This is a genomic window from Desulfallas sp. Bu1-1, from assembly GCF_015594625.1.
Lineage (GTDB): Bacteria > Bacillota > Desulfotomaculia > Desulfotomaculales > Desulfallaceae > JADNRQ01.
The window spans coordinates 131,569-150,232 of sequence record NZ_JADNRQ010000003.1; the positions used below are offsets into that span (position 1 = coordinate 131,569).

The 18,664-nt window shown below is 53.3% G+C and carries 15 protein-coding genes; 14 read left to right on the plus strand and 1 reads right to left on the minus strand.

The window, feature by feature from the left end; genetic code table 11:
* Nucleotides 1–391: 391 nt before the first annotated feature.
* The 6 genes from IT084_RS04835 (at nt 392) to IT084_RS04860 (ending at nt 11,424) form a co-directional block, all read left to right on the plus strand.
* Nucleotides 392–3,142 carry a calcium-translocating P-type ATPase, SERCA-type gene (locus IT084_RS04835; protein ID WP_195711666.1) on the plus strand — a complete coding sequence of 917 codons (2,751 nt, stop codon included), beginning with the start codon at nt 392–394 and terminating at the stop codon, nt 3,140–3,142.
* 66 nt (nt 3,143–3,208) lie between these two features.
* Nucleotides 3,209–3,490: a hypothetical protein gene (locus tag IT084_RS04840; protein ID WP_195711668.1), complete on the plus strand. Its 282-nt coding sequence runs from the start codon at nt 3,209–3,211 to the stop codon at nt 3,488–3,490.
* Between the two features lie 90 nt (nt 3,491–3,580).
* Entirely contained in the window at nt 3,581–8,164 is a 4,584-nt protein-coding gene (locus IT084_RS04845; protein WP_195711670.1) for an SdrD B-like domain-containing protein, read from the plus strand.
* 1 nt (nt 8,165) lies between these two features.
* Entirely contained in the window at nt 8,166–9,164 is a 999-nt protein-coding gene (locus IT084_RS04850) for a multicopper oxidase domain-containing protein (protein WP_195711674.1), read from the plus strand.
* A 76-nt stretch (nt 9,165–9,240) separates the two neighbouring features.
* Nucleotides 9,241–10,392 (plus strand): multicopper oxidase domain-containing protein, encoded by a 1,152-nt coding sequence (locus IT084_RS04855; protein ID WP_195711676.1) that lies wholly within the window; start codon nt 9,241–9,243, stop codon nt 10,390–10,392.
* A 27-nt stretch (nt 10,393–10,419) separates the two neighbouring features.
* On the plus strand, nt 10,420–11,424 hold the full coding sequence (locus IT084_RS04860) for a ferroxidase (RefSeq protein WP_195711678.1): 1,005 nt from the start codon (nt 10,420–10,422) through the stop codon (nt 11,422–11,424).
* A 121-nt stretch (nt 11,425–11,545) separates the two neighbouring features.
* Here IT084_RS04860 and IT084_RS04865 read toward each other — a convergent pair whose 3' ends face one another.
* Nucleotides 11,546–12,103, minus strand: coding sequence for a spore coat protein (locus IT084_RS04865; RefSeq protein ID WP_195711680.1), 558 nt, complete (start codon nt 12,101–12,103; stop codon nt 11,546–11,548).
* A 192-nt stretch (nt 12,104–12,295) separates the two neighbouring features.
* On the opposite strand from IT084_RS04865, the gene dapF reads away from it, so the two are divergent.
* The 8 genes from dapF (at nt 12,296) to rpoZ (ending at nt 18,664) form a co-directional block, all read left to right on the plus strand.
* Entirely contained in the window at nt 12,296–13,138 is an 843-nt protein-coding gene (gene dapF, locus IT084_RS04870; protein WP_243276762.1) for a diaminopimelate epimerase, read from the plus strand.
* A 132-nt stretch (nt 13,139–13,270) separates the two neighbouring features.
* On the plus strand, nt 13,271–14,449 hold the full coding sequence (locus IT084_RS04875; protein ID WP_195711853.1) for an LL-diaminopimelate aminotransferase: 1,179 nt from the start codon (nt 13,271–13,273) through the stop codon (nt 14,447–14,449).
* Nucleotides 14,450–14,467: 18 nt separating this feature from the next.
* Complete coding sequence (locus tag IT084_RS04880; RefSeq protein ID WP_195711682.1) at nt 14,468–15,661, plus strand: pyridoxal phosphate-dependent aminotransferase; 1,194 nt, start codon at nt 14,468–14,470, stop codon at nt 15,659–15,661.
* A gap of 103 nt (nt 15,662–15,764) precedes the next feature.
* A complete protein-coding gene (locus IT084_RS04885; RefSeq protein ID WP_195711683.1) occupies nt 15,765–16,328 on the plus strand; it encodes a Uma2 family endonuclease in 564 nt (187 codons plus the stop codon).
* A gap of 268 nt (nt 16,329–16,596) precedes the next feature.
* Nucleotides 16,597–17,484, plus strand: a complete 888-nt coding sequence (locus tag IT084_RS04890) for a YicC/YloC family endoribonuclease (protein WP_313885420.1) — start codon at nt 16,597–16,599, stop codon at nt 17,482–17,484.
* 18 nt (nt 17,485–17,502) lie between these two features.
* On the plus strand, nt 17,503–17,772 hold the full coding sequence (gene remA, locus IT084_RS04895; RefSeq protein ID WP_195711685.1) for an extracellular matrix/biofilm regulator RemA: 270 nt from the start codon (nt 17,503–17,505) through the stop codon (nt 17,770–17,772).
* Nucleotides 17,759–18,397: a guanylate kinase gene (gene gmk, locus IT084_RS04900; RefSeq protein WP_313885421.1), complete on the plus strand. Its 639-nt coding sequence runs from the start codon at nt 17,759–17,761 to the stop codon at nt 18,395–18,397. The genes remA and gmk overlap by 14 nt, the downstream gene beginning before the upstream one ends.
* A 48-nt stretch (nt 18,398–18,445) precedes the next feature.
* Nucleotides 18,446–18,664 carry a DNA-directed RNA polymerase subunit omega gene (rpoZ, locus tag IT084_RS04905; protein ID WP_195711855.1) on the plus strand — a complete coding sequence of 73 codons (219 nt, stop codon included), beginning with the start codon at nt 18,446–18,448 and terminating at the stop codon, nt 18,662–18,664.

Here is an 18,664-nt window from a genome sequence, read left to right on the forward strand (position 1 = left end):
TATATGGTGCTGCTTACTGCACGGGTGTCCAACCAATTTACCCCATTCAGTATATCACCGGCATCAAGCGGGGGTCAAACAGTTTACTCTTTTCCGAAAACAATTTAATAGTGATTTACTGCAAAAACACCACGGCGGCAGGCGATCCGGCGGATTTCTGGAGTGAGTGGAGCACTGGATGCGGTCCCCTCAAGGGTAAAATTGCGAAACGAACGCTTGATACCGCCGGAGCGCCAGATACAAGTAACGGTTTTTGCAGCGAAATCAATAGTACAAAAAATGCTTGCAGCCGAAGGTGATGTCCTGCATGTCCAAAATAATGGTAATTTTTTCTTGGTCCCTTGAATATGTTTTTGGTAATGAGGTAATTAACTTCGAGGGGTGAAGGGACATGCCTGGAATATGGCAAACGTTGAGCGCGGAACAAACGGCCGAACGCCTGCAGGTAGACCCGGCCAGGGGGCTGGGGGAACGGGAAGCCCGGGCCCGGCTGGAACGGGTCGGCCCGAACATGCTGGAGCGAGGACCGGATATAGCGATGTGGCAGATGTTCTTGAACCAGTTCAAGGACTTCATGGTGCTGGTGCTGCTGGCGGCCACCGCCATCAGCGGTTTTTTGGGGGAATGGTCCGACGCCGTCACCATTTCCATCATTGTTTTGCTCAACGCCGTGCTGGGAGTGGTGCAGGAATACCGGGCCGAGCGCTCCATGGAGGCGTTGCGTGAACTGACCGCCCCCGAGGCCAGGGTGGTGCGGGACCGGCTGGAGAGAAAAATTCCAGCCGCCGAGCTGGTTCCCGGGGATATTGTTTTGCTTGAGGCGGGGGACAGGGTTCCGGCGGATATCCGCCTGGTTCAAACGGTGGACCTGGAAGCGGTGGAAGCCACCCTGACCGGGGAATCCACCCCGGTGCGCAAACACACCCGCCCGCTGGACCGGGAAGTGGGGCCGGCCGACGCCGGCAACATGCTGTTTATGGGCACGGTATTGACCAGGGGGCGGGGTCAGGGCATCGTGGTGGCCACCGGCATGGCCACTGAAATGGGACAGATTGCCGGCATGATCAGGGAGGCCGAGCAGGAGCCCACGCCGCTGCAGCGCAGGTTGGCCCAGCTGGGCAAAGGGCTGGTGGCTTTCTGCCTGGCCGTGTGCGCCGTGGTGGTTGTGGTTGGCATCCTGCGCGGGGAACCCGGTTACCAGATGTTTCTTACCGGCGTCAGCCTGGCGGTGGCGGCCATACCCGAGGGGTTGCCGGCCATCGTGACGGTCGCCCTGGCCATCGGCGTGCAGAGGATGATCAGGAGAAACGCCATCATCAGGCGGCTGCCCGCTGTGGAAACACTGGGCTGCGCCACGTTCATCTGCTCGGATAAAACGGGAACCCTGACCCAGAACGAGATGACGGTGCGCCGGGTGCATGTAGCCGGCGCGGAATTGGAGGTAACGGGAGAAGGGTACGACCCCAAGGGAAAATTCCTGGGGGATGAAAGGATCATAAACGGAGCTGATTTCACCAAACTGATGCGCATTGCCGCCTTGTGCAACAATGCCGTTCTGGCCAGAAACAATCTCTCCATCGGCGGCCTGTTCAGAAGACCGGGGGAGAAAAAAGACGTCTCCTGGCAGGTTAACGGCGATCCCACCGAGGGCGCGCTGCTGGTGATGGCGGCCAAGGCCGGCTTCTGGCGGGAACGGTTGGAGAAAAAGGACCGGCGCTTGAAGGAACTTCCCTTCGATTCGGAACGCAAGCGGATGACGGTTATTTACGAAGCCGGCTCCGGGAAAATGGAAGCCCTGGTGAAGGGTGCGCCCGACGTGGTGCTGGGGCTGTGCACCCACTATTTGAGGGACGGGCGCCCGGTGGCGCTGGACAACCATACTCGCGTCGCCATCTTGGACGCCAATTCCTCCATGGCGGAGGGCGCGTTGCGCGTGCTGGGCTTTGCCTACCGGGAATTGCCGCACGGCATTGACCTTGACCGGGTTGACCCGGGGGAAGTTGAACGCAACCTGGTGTTCGTGGGCCTGGCCGGCATGCTCGACTCGCCCAGGCCCGCCGCGGTGAGCGCGGTGCACACCTGCCGGCGCGCCGGCATCCGGGTGGCGATGATTACCGGCGATCACCAGTTGACCGCCCGGGCGGTGGCCTGGGAAATGGGTATTGCCGGCCGGGACGGCCGGGCGCTCACCGGCGAGGAACTGGAACGCATGAGCGACGACGAACTGGCCCGCGTGGCCGGGGATGTCCGCGTTTACGCCCGGGTGTCGCCGCGGCATAAGCTGCGCATCGTCAGGGCGCTAAAACAAAACGGGCACGTGGTGGCCATGACCGGCGACGGCGTCAACGACGCACCGGCGATTAAAGAGGCCGACATCGGCATCGCCATGGGGATAGCAGGAACCGACGTGACCCGGGAGGCTTCGGCCATGGTGCTGGCGGACGACAATTTCAGCACCATTGTGGCGGCAATTGAGGAGGGCCGGGGCATTTACGAAAATATACGCAAATTTATCCGTTACTTGCTGTCCTGTAACGTGGGGGAAGTAATGGTGATGTTCCTGGCCGTGCTGGGCGGGCTGCCGCTGCCGCTATTGCCCATCCAGATCCTGTGGATGAACCTGGTCACCGATGGTTTACCGGCCATGGCGCTGGGGGTCGATCCCATCGACAGGGACATCATGCGCCGTCCCCCCAGGGACCCGCAGGAAAGCATTTTCTCGCACGGCCTGGGCTGGCGGATCTTGAGCAGCGGCACGGTGATCGCGCTTTTGACCGTGGCGGTGTTCGGGCTGACCCTGGCGGGCGGGCACAGCATGGAGCTTTCCCGCACCATGGCCTTCAACACCCTGGTGTTCCAGCAGTTGTTTTATGTATTCTCCTGCCGGTCCGAACATGCAACCATCCGGGAACTGGGCCTGTTTTCCAACCCGCACCTGGTCGGGGCGGTGCTGCTTTCAGCTTGTTTACAGGTGGCGGTTACCTATGTCCCGTTCCTGCGCCCGGTATTCCACACCGTGCCGCTTGGCCTCGGGCACTGGGTAGTGGTCCTCGGCGCGGCTGCGTTGCCGTCAATTGCCGGCCTGCTGCTGGCCGGGCTGGGCGTCCGCGTGAAGGAAAGGGTTACTTACCTGAAGGTGTAAGTACCGGGTTATTACAGGCCCGGTTACGGACCCCGGTATGGCTATTGATTGCAGATTACAAAAAGAATGCGCAGGGTTGCCATTAATCCTGCGCGTTCTTATCACATCAATATCCATTCGGCGATAACCCGCTCCCGGTCTTCCGGGTGGATTGCCCGCTTCCATGCGTTGATGGACGGTTTCAAAAACTACATGGGGTTTTGTCCCGGTAAGGAGTGGTTTGACAAGGGCATTAAATTGCTTGGTGGAAATTTCTGGTTTTATGTCCAGGGGGGTAAGTTGGGACAATTCCTGCGACGTATAACCAAGGTTTTGGAGGGCGCCTTGATTGGCGTGGATAAATCGTAACGTTTGTGCATCAAAAATGAATAAATACAAACAAGCTTCATAAACTAGTATAAATTTATTTTCTTTAATCGGGCTCGAGGAGGTTGCTAAATGAAAAATAATCTAACTAATGAGCCTGCTTTTACTTTTAATAGCACAAGAAATAACGCAAACCTTACTGTTGTGGCCAAAGATGTTATTACCGGGGAGCCCATTCCGTCGTTTAGATTTATAGTTAACGAAAATAACGTAGGAGATCCCCAAGTCGAACTACCTGAGGAAGAACGGGACCCGAGTTTGTTTCCTTCATTAAAGCCCGCTGCCAGTCACAGCCCGGTAGTTGCCACGGGAGAAGCTTCGGACACCTCAAAGCCGGTAGTGTCGCTTCCTAACGGCAAATACCTGGTTTCAGTACTGGCCCCCCGCTACAAGATGGGCGGCAATTGGGTGACAATGGACGGCACTGATAAAATATTGGAAGTTGAACTGCACTCAAATCCTCTGCCGCTGTCCAAAATAAGGGTGCACGTATTTCACGACAACAACCCGGTTAACGGCGAGGACGATGTCCCGCTGGAGAGCGGGCTGGAGGGCTTCAGGATCATAATTGAGGACGCGGTTGGCGAGGTAACGGTGGACTACTTCGGTAACCCGCTGGGCACGGAGTATGAACGGGATGAATTCGGCAACTTGATTCTGGACTCCGGTAATCCCGTCCCCATCCCGGGGACCGGAGGAAAAATACTTACTGATGAAAACGGGGACGCGCTGATTGATAATCTTCCCCCCGGTAAATACGGAGTGCAGGCTATCCCGCCGGACGGCACGGATTGGATTCAAACGACTACTATTGAAGGAACCCATACCATAGATGCCTGGATCGAGGAAGGTAACGACGGTTACAGCCCCCGGGAGGGCTTCAAGATGCCCCTGGTATGGTTCGGGTTCGTCAGACCCATGGAATTTGGCCCGCCGTGTCCTTGGGAAACCGGGACAATTACAGGCAGGGTGCGCACCATCATTGAGTTTATTCCGCCTTTCAAGCCGCTGACCCTGGGGGACCCGGTAGATCGCCCCTGGATAGCGCTCAGTGACATCGGAGCCAATGACCAGCAGGTTTATACCGGGCGTGGCGACAGTAACGGTAACTTTACTATTGAAAAAGTGCCGCCGGGACTTTACCAGATGGCCATTTGGGACGAACCGCTGGATTACATTATCTCCTTCCGCACCGTGCAGGTGGGCCCGGGTGAAACCGTCGATTTGGGCGATATTGGTATTCCAAGATGGTATGGCAAAATCAAGGGCACTGTATTTAACGACCTAGACGGTAACGGTGTGCGTGACCCCGGAGAGAGCGGCATCCCCAATGTCGAGGTAAACACCCGCTTTAAGGACGGCAGTATCCAGTACAGCACCATAACAGACATGCATGGTAATTACGAACTGAAAGAGGTCTTTGAGCTTGAGCGTTTCGCAGTGGCCGAAGTGGGCTTCACCCGTTTTGCCTGCACAGGGGCCACGGCTACTCCGGACTATGGCACTCCGGTGCCTAATCCTGCCAACCCTGCTGCTCTGTGCCGGGACGCCCGCGGCAATTACGTCAGGTGCTCCGAGACCCATCCCGGCGCATTGACTCTTGCCGCGCTCACGTGGGCGGCCAAAACCAACCGGATAGACTGGGGCAAAAGACTGTATGACAGGGGATTTAACGGCGGCATTTCCGGCATAGTTTATTATGCCACCATGCGCAACGAGACTGACCCTAGGTTTGCGGTGGCTGAACAATACGAGCCCGGGATTCCCGGTGTAACCATTAACCTTTATGCGGCGGTAACAGACGTGGAAGGTAAGGTGGTCCAGGGGGACCTTATCAACACCGTTACTACTGAAGCCTGGGAACATCCCACGGGCTGTATGGACCCGGACGGCAATCCCGATGAAAATTGTACTGAGGTTCCCAACATTTCAAACCAGATCAGGCCTGGCGTTTTTGACGGCGGTTATGCCTTTGAAACTTACTGGGATCCCCACTACGGGCATCCCGGCGCGGTGGAAAAACCGCTTCCTTCCGGCACGTATATCGTGGAAGTGGTGCCGCCCGCGGGATACAAAGCGTTGGACATAGATGGCTCTACCAACACGGACCAGGGGGACGAATTTGTTAACATTTCTCTTTATCGCATGCCCCCTCCTCCATATCTCCCCACTATACCACCGGATTTTGATATCCATAAAAAAGTGGTCAATGTTGTAGAAGGCATGAATGCTACAGCGGACTTCTTCCTGTATACCGACGTCCCCGTTCCCGGCCGCATCGTGGGGTTTTTGCTGGACGATGTTAACCTGGAAACCGATCCCAATTTTATCTACTTCGGTGAAAAAAGGGGTATCCTCAATACCCCGGTGGGCATCCGAGACTTTACCGGCAGGTTGATCACCACGGTGCACTCGGATATTAACGGTATTTTTGAAGTTTTGCTGCCCTCCACCTATACCCGCAACGTACCCATCCCCTCGGGGGTGGTGCCGGGAATGTACCAGGTCATCGGCAATGATCCGGGAGACCCGGATCAACCTAACGCACACTATAATCCCAATTACCAGACTTTAAAGCTGGTCTTCGACGTCTGGCCCGGGAAAACGACATACGCCGATGTGGCTTTATTTCCGATAACGGCTTTTGTCGGGACACCGGGAGCACAATTCGCACAACCTCCTCAATGTAATATCCCGGCGGGCACACCTCAAATATTCAGGGTAAGCCGCGTTCATGCGGATGTGATGCACCCCGTTGACGAGAACCGGGCGGTTAGTATTACCGGCGCGGGATTTGGTGAACCGCAGGGCAAGGTCACACTGGCCGGGCAAGAGATCGACATCCTGGAATGGACTGATCAGAGGATCCAGGCCCTTGTGCCGCACGGTTTTAGTGCTGCCGGTCCGGGTCCGGTACAGTTGTTGGTAACAAGTGCCTCAGGTAAAACAAGCCCGGTGGGAATTACCTTCCACATACTCCGGGAAGGCGCGTACTGGCCCAATATTGTGGTAGTGGGGAAAGAAGGTGGCGCAGACTACACTACCATTCAGGATGCCATCGACAATGAACCCGACGGGACAATTGTTGTTGTGCCGGCTGAAACTTATTACGAAAGCCCCATCCTGTATAAAAATATCAAACTTCAGGGTCAGGGGCCGGGCGGCGTAAGGCCTGACGGCTCAGCGGTCGCGGGGTCCGTTATCGACGGACGTTTCTTCCTTTCCTATGCCAACCAGTGGCTTAATAAATTGGCTGGTATTGACTTTGACGGGCCGGCACTGGTACCGCCCGACCAGGTAAAAGAGATCAGCCGGGGACAGGTTTTAACGGTGGTTGCCAAAGCGGGGGCTTTTAGTGACACGTTCAAACCCCAGGTGGACGGTTTTAAGATCACCGGCGCCAGGGGCGAAGAAGGCGGTGGCATATACATTAATGCGCACTGTGCCCATTTGGTCGTTAGTAATAACATCATTCAAAGCAACGGTGGTGGTTTCGGCGGCGGGATTACCATCGGCAAGGCCTATGTGGGGGATAATTACAACGATAATATCCGGATCCACCACAATCGAATACTCAACAACGGTGGTATCAGCTTGGCCGGAGGCATCGGCATCTTCAACGGCGCCGACAACTATGAGATTGCATATAACGATATTTGCGGCAATTATTCGGCTGAGTACGGCGGGGGTATTTCTCACTATGGATATAGCCCCGGTGGTAAAATCCACCATAACCGCATTCTGTTCAACGCTTCGTTCGACGAGGGTGCCGGCATATTTGTGGGTGGAGAACAGCCTGTTCCACCGGAAACGCTGACTGCCGGGTCAGGGGAGGTCGATATTTACAATAATCTTATCCAGGCCAATCTCGCCAACGACGACGGCGGGGGCGTCCGGCTGTTGCAACCCTTGAATTACCGGATCAATATTTATAACAATGTTATTGTCAACAATGTATCCACCGACCTGGGCGGCGGCATCGCCCTTGATGACGCCTCCAACGTCGTAATAGCCAACAATACCATTGCCAAGAACATTACCACTGCTACGGCGGAGGATAGTGACGGCCTGCCCCATGCCGCCGGGCTGGTAAGCGAACGCCACAGCGCGGCCTTCCAGGCTTACCTCGATGATGTTCGCCCGGGCTCGCCCAATTACAGTGACCCGGTCCTGTTTAATAATATTTTCTGGGATAATAGAGCGGGCACTTTTAACCAGGCTCTTAACGGGGGCAGGGGCGGTATCAGCGGTATTGGGGCTGCCGGTGACCCGCAGCCCGTTAACGTGATGGATTTAGAGGTGTTTGGCACACCCGCACTGTTAAATCCTGAATACTGCAGCCTGTCACACCATTATGACGGGGGTGGCAACAATGTCTACGGGGACCCGGTGTTTGCGAGTGTATATGATACCGAAGTAACAGCCGTAGCCTTTAATATGGAACCTGATTTCAAGTCGGTCAAGATAGTGACTGTTGTTCCAGAACTAACTGGTGATTATCACCTTACCGGTGGTTCCACTACGGTGATAGACCGGGGTACTGGTGAAGTCACCAGGGGAGAGGAAACATTTCAGGCTCCAAAAACAGACTTTGACGGAAATACCAGACCGCAGGGCGCGGGCTACGACATTGGGGCGTTTGAAAGGAGCATTTAAGATGGCTACAGTAAAAAAGCGTTTCGGTGCAACAGACGGGTGGGTAAACATGCCTGACGGCACCAGCCACTATATATTTGGTTTTGTTGATATTACCGGTGTGCCTGAAAATCAGATTTTCCAGTACCGGGGCAAAGCTACCTTGCTGGCCCCTTTGCTGGAAGTGTATGAAGGTGATGAGGTTTACTTAACCCTGACCAACCTGGGTTTTCCCGGCAGGCCGGACTTGGACGACACCCATACCATCCACTGGCACGGTTTCCCCAATCAAATTCCCCTCTGGGACGGTGTTCCCGAGACTTCCCTTTCCGTACCGGTGGGCAGGGATTTTACCTACTATTATAAGCCGCTGGATCCGGGCACTTATATCTATCACTGCCACTTCGAACCCGTGGAGCACATTCAGATGGGCATGGTCGGTCCTTTGACGGTGCACCCCCAATTAGAAAAAGACCTGGGCCGAAAGTTTGCTTACAACGACGAAAATACCGCGTTTGACCTGGAAGCTCTTATTTTCCTAACAGAACTGGATCCCAAACCCCATCACCTGGTGGCCAGCGTTCAGGCGTTTGACTGGACGGAATATCGACCGCAGTACTGGTTGATTAGCGGGCGAAGCTATCCCGACACGGTGAAACCCGCAAATGACCCGTCTCTCCCCCAGCAGCCATTTTCAGCCCTTATTGAGGCTTACGAAGGGGAAAAGGTGTTGCTGCGGTTTGTGAATATCGGGTTTCAGCAGCACTGCATTCAGGTACTGGGGATACCTTTAAAGGTCGTGGGGTTGGATGCCCGGCTGCTGCGTGGCTACAACGGTGAAGACATCAGCTATGGGAGGGACGTAATCTATATTGCGGCGGGTCAAACGGTAGACGCCATCTTTACCGCCCCGCGTGCGGGAATATATCCCCTTTACAACCGCAATCATAATAAAAATACCATTGCCGGGACGGCATTCGGCGGCATGGTTACGGAAATAAGGGTTTTATCCAAACCTTGATATCTTTAATATGTGTAACAAGTGAACAACTGCCGGCGGCCGGACACTTGGGTACAAGCCAAAAGGAGAGAGTAAAATGCCTGTGATAAACCTTTGGGCTAAAGACGGTTATTTAAGTACCCCTGATGGCAACAGCATCTATTTTTGGGGTTTTGCTAAAAGTGAATCCGACCCTGCTCAGCTACCGGGACCTTATATTATTGCAAAGCAGGGTGAAACAGTTACCGTTAACTTATACAATACATTGTCCGAACCGGTTTCCATTACTTTCCCCGGTCAACCGGGAGTTACTGCGGGGGGGCAGCCTGTACGGCCCCAGTATAGTGACGGAAAGCTTTTGTCCTTTGTTAATCATGCCGAACCCGGAGGCATGATGTCGTATAATTTCACACCCACCAACCCCGGAACCTTTATTTATGAAAGCGCCACCAACCCGCACAAGCAGGTTCCCATGGGGTTATACGGGGGGCTGGTGATACGGCCCGCCGATTTCAAACCCGAGATCAAAGAATACAAAACTGCTTATGGTGCCGGAACGAATACGGAATTTGACCGGGAATACCTGCTGATAACAGGGGAAATTGACCCATACCTGCACCGGGCGGTTGAAAATGGTAAACCATATCTTGTCAGTAAATACCTGCCCCGCTACTGGACATTGAACGGGCGCTGCGCACCCGACACCATGTTGATGGATCGTGTGGATTATCTTCCTCACCAGCCATACGGTTCTATGGTGATGGGGCTACCCGGAGAGAAAATCCTGATGCGGTACGTCGGAGCCGGGATTGAGAATCACCCCTTGCACCCGCACGGCGCCCACACCAGGGTTGTGGCAGTGGACGGGCGTCTGCTCAGAAACGGAAGCATCGATCTCTCTTATAAACGGTTTACCGTGCTGGTCGGAGCAGGCCGGACCTGTGACCAAATCTACCAGTGGCATGGTTTGGGCTATACCCCCCAAAATCCCATCCCCACAACTTTGCCCAACTTACGGAACATGGGTGTCGGCGATGCCGGGTGGACGATGTGGAGCGGGAGCCCCTATCTCGGAGTCAAAGGGGATATACCGGTAGGGGTGGTTTCGTATAATGAGTTCGGTGAGTATTACTTTATGCTGCACTCCCACGAAGAACTACAGATCACCAACTGGGGTGAATTTCCCGGCGGAATGATGACTATGGTAGCAATATACCCGTCACTTTCCCCCGATGTTGGATTGCTTTAGCAACTGCTTTCGAAAGGAGTGTATGGCGTGGCAATAGTAGGACGGATTCTCCAGGCGGCCGTCGGGTCATTATCCCTGCCGGACAAGAGCATCCCATTTTGGGGCTTTGGCGACGTTTTTCTCGGCAAACCCCAAAATCCCGGTCCTTTGATACAGGCAACAGTTGGAGACCAACTAATCATCTGGCTGATGCGTAATTTCATAACATCTATAGGAGAACCGCTTTCAATAATTTTTCCGGGACAGGAAAATGTTATGGTGAGAAAAATTCCCTGGGGACCTTTTATATATGAACCTGTCCAACCCCAGTATCGTTCGGGGAAAATGATATCGCTCACTAACTATCTGGATGAAAAACAAGATATTATAGTTGAATACAGTTTCACGGCCACAAAGCCCGGTATATACTTGTATGAGAGCGGCACCAACCCTGAAAAACAAGTTCAGATGGGGCTTTACGGGGTTATAGTAGTACGGCCGCAGGGTTTTAATATCCCGGGCCACCCCAACTATATGACTGCTTATGGTGCCGGCACGAATTCAGGTTATGATGTGGAAAAAATACTGGTTTTGAGTGAAATCGACAGTATTATGCATAATGACGTTCTCCCGAATGTTTATTACGATATGCTTAAATTTAAACCTGATTACTGGGTGATCAACGGTCGTTCCTATCCGGATACGATTAGGGGAGATAATATTTCCAGCCAGCCCTACGGTTCCCAAATAAACTGCAGGGTGGGACAACGGGTGTTATTAAGGATAATAAACGCCGGGTTCCAGAATCATACGTTTTACCTGGGCGGTTTCGCAGGGCGAATAGTTGCCGAAGACAGTTTCCCCCTAAAAACCCGGTCATTAGATGCCACTTACGAGAAAACGGGCGTTACCCTGGGCTCGGGGCAAAGAATCGATATAATATTGACCCCTACTACTCCGGGCGAATACTGCTTATATGACAGAGAATATCATCACCTGGTGAACAAAGACCAGTTTCCGGGAGGTATGATGACCAGAATCACCGTTATGTAATCCGGTCGGAGGATACGCGCGACAGCTTCAACAACGGGGGTTTGTCAACAAATTAAGCGCAGCCCGATGGGCCGCGCTCTTTGTTTGTAATATTGATTTTACCCTTTGTTGCTTAAACAGTTTAACTAAATTGCGGCATTTGTGCCGTAGTAAAACTATTTACCATTGTACTGGTAGTCATTTGTTTCATTGTGGGCACCTGGTAAAACCCCTTTTGGTTCATGTAGTTCCAGACCTCAAATGCCTGCTCGCTGCAGTTAATTGCCCCTTGTTGAAGCATCCGTCTTAAAGTGGGATCCGCGAATTCAAGCGAAGCAATCATTCTGAGCGTGGCGGATGCTTTATGGCACCCCAACATGCCGCTGGCAACGTCCCTGTCGTCCATTTCATCGGGTGAAATATTGGGAGCATTTGGCGAAGGATTTTTTAATCCATATGCCGGAGACACATTTTTCGCCCTTCGGTAAGGAACCGCTTCGCCCCTGCTATGCTGGGTAACAGTCTGAACCATATTATTGTACTCTTGAGTCATAAAGCCGATTTGGTTGTCCAATATTGTGCGCAGTTGAGGGTCTGTAACATGGGGCCGGTACAGTTGAAACTGATTAATTCCATCAATGGTATCCGTTAAAACCTCATGCAATTGCATTACCTCATGCGCTCCCAGTTCTGCAGCCATCAATATCCCCCTTCTTTATAAATTTAACCGTATTTTACCCGGGAGTTTTCATCTGCATTCAAAAAAATTCAAAACAAAGACGCAACCTAAATATCCTGTATACATTAAAACTTTGAGGAAGGAAAGATTAGACTGGAAGGGAAGTATGGTATAGAATATATGGGAGAAAATTGTCGGGGAGGAATACAGGTTTTGCGTTTTACCAAAGTACACGGGCTGGGAAACGATTTTGTCCTGGTCAACGCGGATGAGGAAAGGGATTTGCCGGGCAACCTCGCCGGGCTGGCCGTAAAGGTCTGCGATCGTCACTTCGGCGTCGGCGCGGACGGCCTGGTGTTGATCAAATCCAGTAACAAGGCGGACATTGCCATGCAAATATTTAATTCCGACGGCAGCGAGGCGGAAATGTGCGGCAATGCCATCCGGTGCGTGGCCAAATATGCCTACGAGCGCGGGCTGGTGAAAAAGACCGTGCTGGAGGTGGAAACGGGCGCCGGCATCATGGTACCCGAACTGGTGCTGGAGAGCGGGGTGGTCAGGGCCGTCCGGGTGGACATGGGGGCGCCGCGATTGGAACGGGAGCAAATTCCGATGCATGGCCCTGCGGGCCGGGTGATCAACGAGCCGCTGCTAGTGGGCGACGACGTTTTTTACGTGACGGCGGTTTCCATGGGCAACCCGCACTGCGTCGTTTTTGTCCCCGGTGTGGCGGAAATACCGCTTGATGTTCTCGGCCCGCGCATCGAAACACACCCGGCGTTCCCCCGCAAGACCAACGTGGAATTTGTGCAGGTGTTGAGCAAGGATGAGGTGCGCATGCGGGTGTGGGAGCGGGGCGCCGGCCCGACCATGGCCTGCGGCACCGGGGCGTGCGCTACGGCGGTGGCCGCCGCGCTGAACGGCCATACCGGCAGAAAGGTGCGGGTGCACCTGTACGCCGGCGCTCTGGATATCGAGTGGGCCGGCAATGGCCATGTTTATATGACCGGCCCCGCCGAGGAAGTCTTTACAGGCGACTACGTGATTAAAGATTAGACCCGGATGCCGCAAGTGGTACCATCAGAAGAATGAAAAATTACCACAGTGGCAGGCGATCCGGTGGCTTTCCGGGTAATATTATTCAAATATAATAAAACCTGTAGGAACAAGGAGGTTTTGGCTTTGGGTTTGCAGTTTGAAGAAGCGCATAGAATTAAAAACTTGCCGCCTTATTTGTTTGCCCGCATCGAAAAACTGATTGAAGAGAAACGCAAGGCGGGGGTGGACATCATCAGCCTGGGCATCGGGGACCCCGATAAGCCCACCCCGAAACATATAATTGAAGAATTGCAGCAGCAGGCCGAAAACCCGGCCAACCACCAGTACCCCTCGTCGGTGGGCATGCCGGCCTACCGCAAGGCGGTGGCCGGTTGGTACCAAAGCCGTTTCGGCGTGGAACTGGATCCCGCCACGGAAGTGGTGTCCCTGATCGGTTCCAAGGAAGGCATCGGGCATATCTCCTGGTGTTACCTGAACCAGGGCGATACCGTGCTAGTGCCCGATCCGGGCTATCCGGTATACGCGGGCGGCGCCATTTTAGCCGGGGCGGAACCCTACTATATGCCCCTGTACCCCGAAAAAGGTTTTTTGCCCGATCTGGCCGCCATTCCCACCGAAGTGGCCCGCAGGGCCAAAATGATGTTTATCAACTATCCCAACAATCCCACCGGCGCCGTTGCGGGTGAAGAGTTTTTCAACGAGGTGATCTCCTTTGCCCGGGAATATAATATCCTGGTTTGCCACGACGCCGCTTACTCCGAAATGTCGTACGACGGGTACATGCCGCCCAGCTTTTTGCAGTTTCCGGGCGCCAAAGATGTAGGCATCGAATTTCACTCGGTATCCAAAACATATAACATGACGGGCTGGCGCATCGGCTGGGCCGCCGGCCATCCCGGCGTCGTCGAGGCGCTGGGACGCCTTAAGTCCAATCTCGACTCCGGCCAGTTCCAGGCTGTTCAGTACGCCGCCATCAAGGGGTTGACCGGCCCGCAGGATGTCGTGGAACAGATGCGAAAGGTTTACCAGGAGCGGCGTGATATACTGGTGGACGCCCTGAACGACATGGGCTGGAAGCTGGAAAAACCCAGGGCCACCTTCTACGTGTGGGCGCCGGTGCCCGCCGGGCATACCTCGGAATCCTTCGCGGAACTGGTTCTGGACAAGGCCGGTGTGGTGATTACCCCGGGTACCGGTTACGGCAAGAACGGCGAGGGCTTTTTCCGCATCGCCCTAACTGTGGAGAAACACCGCCTGGTGGAAGCGCTGGAACGGATGAAGAAAAACATCGGCACGGTGAAGTTTTAAAAGACAGGGGGAAAAAACATGCGACTAGCCGAAAGAGCCGGGAATATCAGCCCATCACCCACCTTGAGCATTGACGCCCAGGCCAAAAAAATGATCGCCGAAGGCATCAAAGTGATCAACTTCGGGGTTGGCGAACCCGATTTCGATACGCCGGAAAACATTAAGCAGGCCGCGATAAAGGCCATCCGGAACGGCATGACCAAGTATACCCCGGTGGCGGGCACAGACGCCTTGCGCCGGGCCATCGTCAAGAAACTGGCGGAAGACAACGGGCTAAATTACGAGCCTGCGCAGATAGTGGTTTCCGCCGGCGCCAAACATTCCCTGTACAACGCCTTTCAGGTGCTGTGCCAGGAAGGGGACGAGGTGATTCTGCCCGCCCCGTACTGGGTCAGCTACCTGGAACAAATCAAGCTTGCCGGTGCCAAGCCCGTAATCGTGCCCACCCGGTTGGAAAACAATTTCAAGTTGACGCCGGGCGAACTGCAAAGCGCCATCACCCCCAATACCCGGGTAATTATCATCAACAGCCCCAGCAACCCCACCGGCGCGGTGTATACCAGGGAAGAACTGGCGGCGCTGGGGGAAGTGCTGGTAAAACACAACATCGTCATTATTTCCGATGAGATCTACGAAAAACTGATTTACGACGGCAACGAGCACGTGAGTATCGCTTCCCTGAGCCCGGCCTTAAAGGAGCTGACCGTGGTGATCAACGGGGTTTCCAAGTCCCATGCCATGACGGGCTGGCGCATCGGTTACGCCGCAGCGCCGCAGCCGGTGGCCAAGGCCATGGCGGACCTGCAGAGCCACTCCACTTCCAACCCCACGTCCATCGCCCAGGCCGCCAGTGTGGAAGCGCTGGAAGGCACTCAGGAGTCGCTGAAACGCATGGTGGCTGAATTTGTCAAGCGGCGGGATTACATGGTGGAAAGGCTGAACGCCATTCCGGGGGTTAAGTGCAACCGCCCGGGCGGAGCCTTTTACGTTTTTCCGGAAATCAAGTCCCTGCTGGGCAGGAGCTACGCCGGGGTAAAAATTAACGGTGCCGCCGACCTGGCGGGGGTGCTCCTGGAGAAAATGCACGTCGCCATTGTGCCCGGCGTGGCTTTTGGCGATGATACCTGCTTCCGCTTGTCTTATGCCACCTCCATGGACAATATCAAAGAAGGGCTTGACCGCATTGAAAAAGTGTTGACCAGTTTGGAATAAACCGTCGACCAACCGTTCCCGGCCGCCTGGCCGGGGTTATCTTTCTTTTGGTAAAGATTTATTGTATTATTTAACCATAGATCAAGCGAAAAGGAGGGTAGCCATGCAAGCTGAAACAAATCAAAAGCTATACACCTATGATGACTACCTTAAACTGGATGATGACAACCGCTATGAATTAATTGGGGGCGAATTGATCTTGGTTCCGGCGCCGAAAACCGTTCACCAGCGGGTAAGCCAAAGATTAAATCACCTGATCACTGAGTTTGTCTTAAAAAATAATTTAGGGGAAGTACTATACTCACCGGTCGATGTTGTTTTAACTAAAACTGATAAACCGCAACCTGATATTTTATTTATTTCCAAAGAACGACTTAACATAATTAAAGAGAAATACATTGAAGGGGCTCCCGACTTAGTGATTGAAATACTTTCCGCATCCACAGCTAAACATGATAGAGTGTTAAAAAGCAGACTCTACTTTGCCCATGGCGTTAAAGAATACTGGATAATTGATCCCGATCTTAAAACAGTAGAAATCTTTATCCCCGGTGAAAATAACTGGTATTTATTTGGCGCATATCATGAAGAAGAAAAGTTAATATCACCGCTTCTATCGGGGTTGGAAATAAACCTGAAAGACGTTTTTGTCGGATTAACCCCGTGAAGCCCGCTATGTACATGGAACAGTTTGCGTCTTGTCTGGAAAAATTGGAATCCTGGCGTTAAGCAGGGGCAGTACCGGCCCTGCTTTTTATGTTGTAACGACTAATCTCTTATATTAAAAAGTTTTGGTTGAATATAAAGGAATTTCTCTACGTTACAGCGAATAACACCCCAATTCCCTATTCTGAAGGAACTTCATTTTTCGGGTAGAAAAATATATTTTTATGTTTTCAAAGTTAATACTATAATGTATAACTATTTTGTGGGTGGTGGGGTATTTGATCAAAAGCATGACCGGGTTCGGCAGCGGGGAAACATGCACCGACCAGCTTAAAATCAACATTGAAATCAAATCCGTCAATCACCGTTATTGTGAAATTGTCCTGCGGGTGCCCCGGTCGATGAACGTACTGGAAGACCGCATCAGGCGGTTTATTCAAAAGAAAATTGCTCGCGGCAGGGTGGATGTTTATATTAAAACGGAGTTCTGCGGTATCAACAGGGTGGTGGTTAATGTTGACGAAGAACTGGCTTTTTCCTACCTGCAGGCGGTGGCGCAACTTAAGAAGAGGCTGCAACTGGCCGGCGAAGTGACAATTGCGGAACTATTGCACTTAAATGGTGTTTTTAACCTGGAAGAACCCGAGCAAGATGCGGAGCAATGGTGGCCGGCCCTGGAAAATGCGCTGGAACAGGCCCTGGACGGGTTGATGGCGATGCGTATTCAAGAGGGGCGGCAACTGGCCGAAGACATTAAACGGCGGGCCGGCCAAATCTCGGTTTTCGTGGAGGAAATAGAACAGCGGTCCCCGGTGGTGGTGGACGAGTACCGCGAACGGCTGCGCCAGCGGGTTCGGGAACTAATCGACGCCGGAACCATGGACCCGGCCCGGCTTGACGCCGAGGTGGTGCTGTTTGCCGAACGTTCAAACATTGCGGAGGAAATAGTCAGGTTGAAGAGCCACTTGAACCAACTGGCGGGGTGCCTGGAAAGTGATGTGCCGGTTGGCAGGAAACTGGACTTTTTGTTGCAGGAAATGAACCGCGAAATCAATACCATTGCCTCTAAGTCTTCGGATTTATTGATCAACCGCACTGTGGTCGAGGTTAAAAGCGAACTGGAAAAAATAAGGGAGCAGGTACAAAACATAGAATAATTACAAGGAGGACAAGAAATGGATATAAAGCTTGTTAACATTGGTTTCGGGAACATTGTGTCGGCAAACAGGATTATCGCCATTGTCAGCCCCGAATCAGCGCCAATTAAAAGAATAATTACCGAGGCCAGGGACAGGGGCATGCTGGTTGACGCCACCTACGGACGGCGTACCAGGGCGGTGATCATTACCGACAGCGACCACGTGATCCTATCTGCAGTACAGCCGGAAACGGTGGCCAACCGGCTCGTAAATAAGGACGGTTCCGCTGGAAATGATGAGGAGTAGCACCGGACCGGTCAATATGAAAACCAGGGGAAACTTAATCGTCATTTCCGGGCCGTCGGGTTCCGGTAAAGGCACGATATGCAGCACCCTGCTGGCGGAAATGCCCGACCTGCACCTGTCCGTTTCAGCAACGACCAGGGGGCCGCGGAACGGAGAAAAGGATGGGGTTGATTACTATTTTTTGACCCGGGTGCAATTTGAACAGATGATCGCTGGTGGCCGGTTTCTGGAGTGGGCCGAAGTATACGGCTGTTACTACGGCACGCCGCGCGGCCCGGTGGAAGAGGCTATCAACCAGGGCAAGGACGTGGTTCTGGAAATCGATGTTCAAGGCGCGCTGCAGGTAAAAACCATGTTTCCGGGCAGCGTATTGATTTTTTTAATTCCCCCGTCGCGTGCCGAGCTTGAACGCCGCCTCAAAAACAGGGGAACGGAAAGCGCCGAAGCTATCGAACAAAGGTTGAACTGGGTGGAAAAGGAGATTAAGCAGGCCGGCAAGTATGACTACCTGGTCGTCAATGACGAGGTGACTGCCGCCGTCCGGAAGATTAGTGCCATTATCACCGCGGAAAGGTGTCGTCCCGGATTACTGGATATTGATTCATTTTTACAACAGTACTGGTAATATATTGAACTGATAAATACTAATGATCGGGGGGATAGTGATATGGCCATGCACAAGCCTTCTCTGGATGAATTGATGGATAAAGTTGACAGCCGTTACACCCTGGTGGTTGTGGCGGCCAAAAGAGCGCGCCAGCTGACGGAAATAGCGCTGCAGCAGGCCGCGGAAGAAAGCTCGGAAAATTTTGGTAAGCCGGTTTCGGCAGCGTTGCAGGAAGTTGTTCAAGGAAAAATACGGTATAAAAGGACGAAACAAGGCATTAAATAG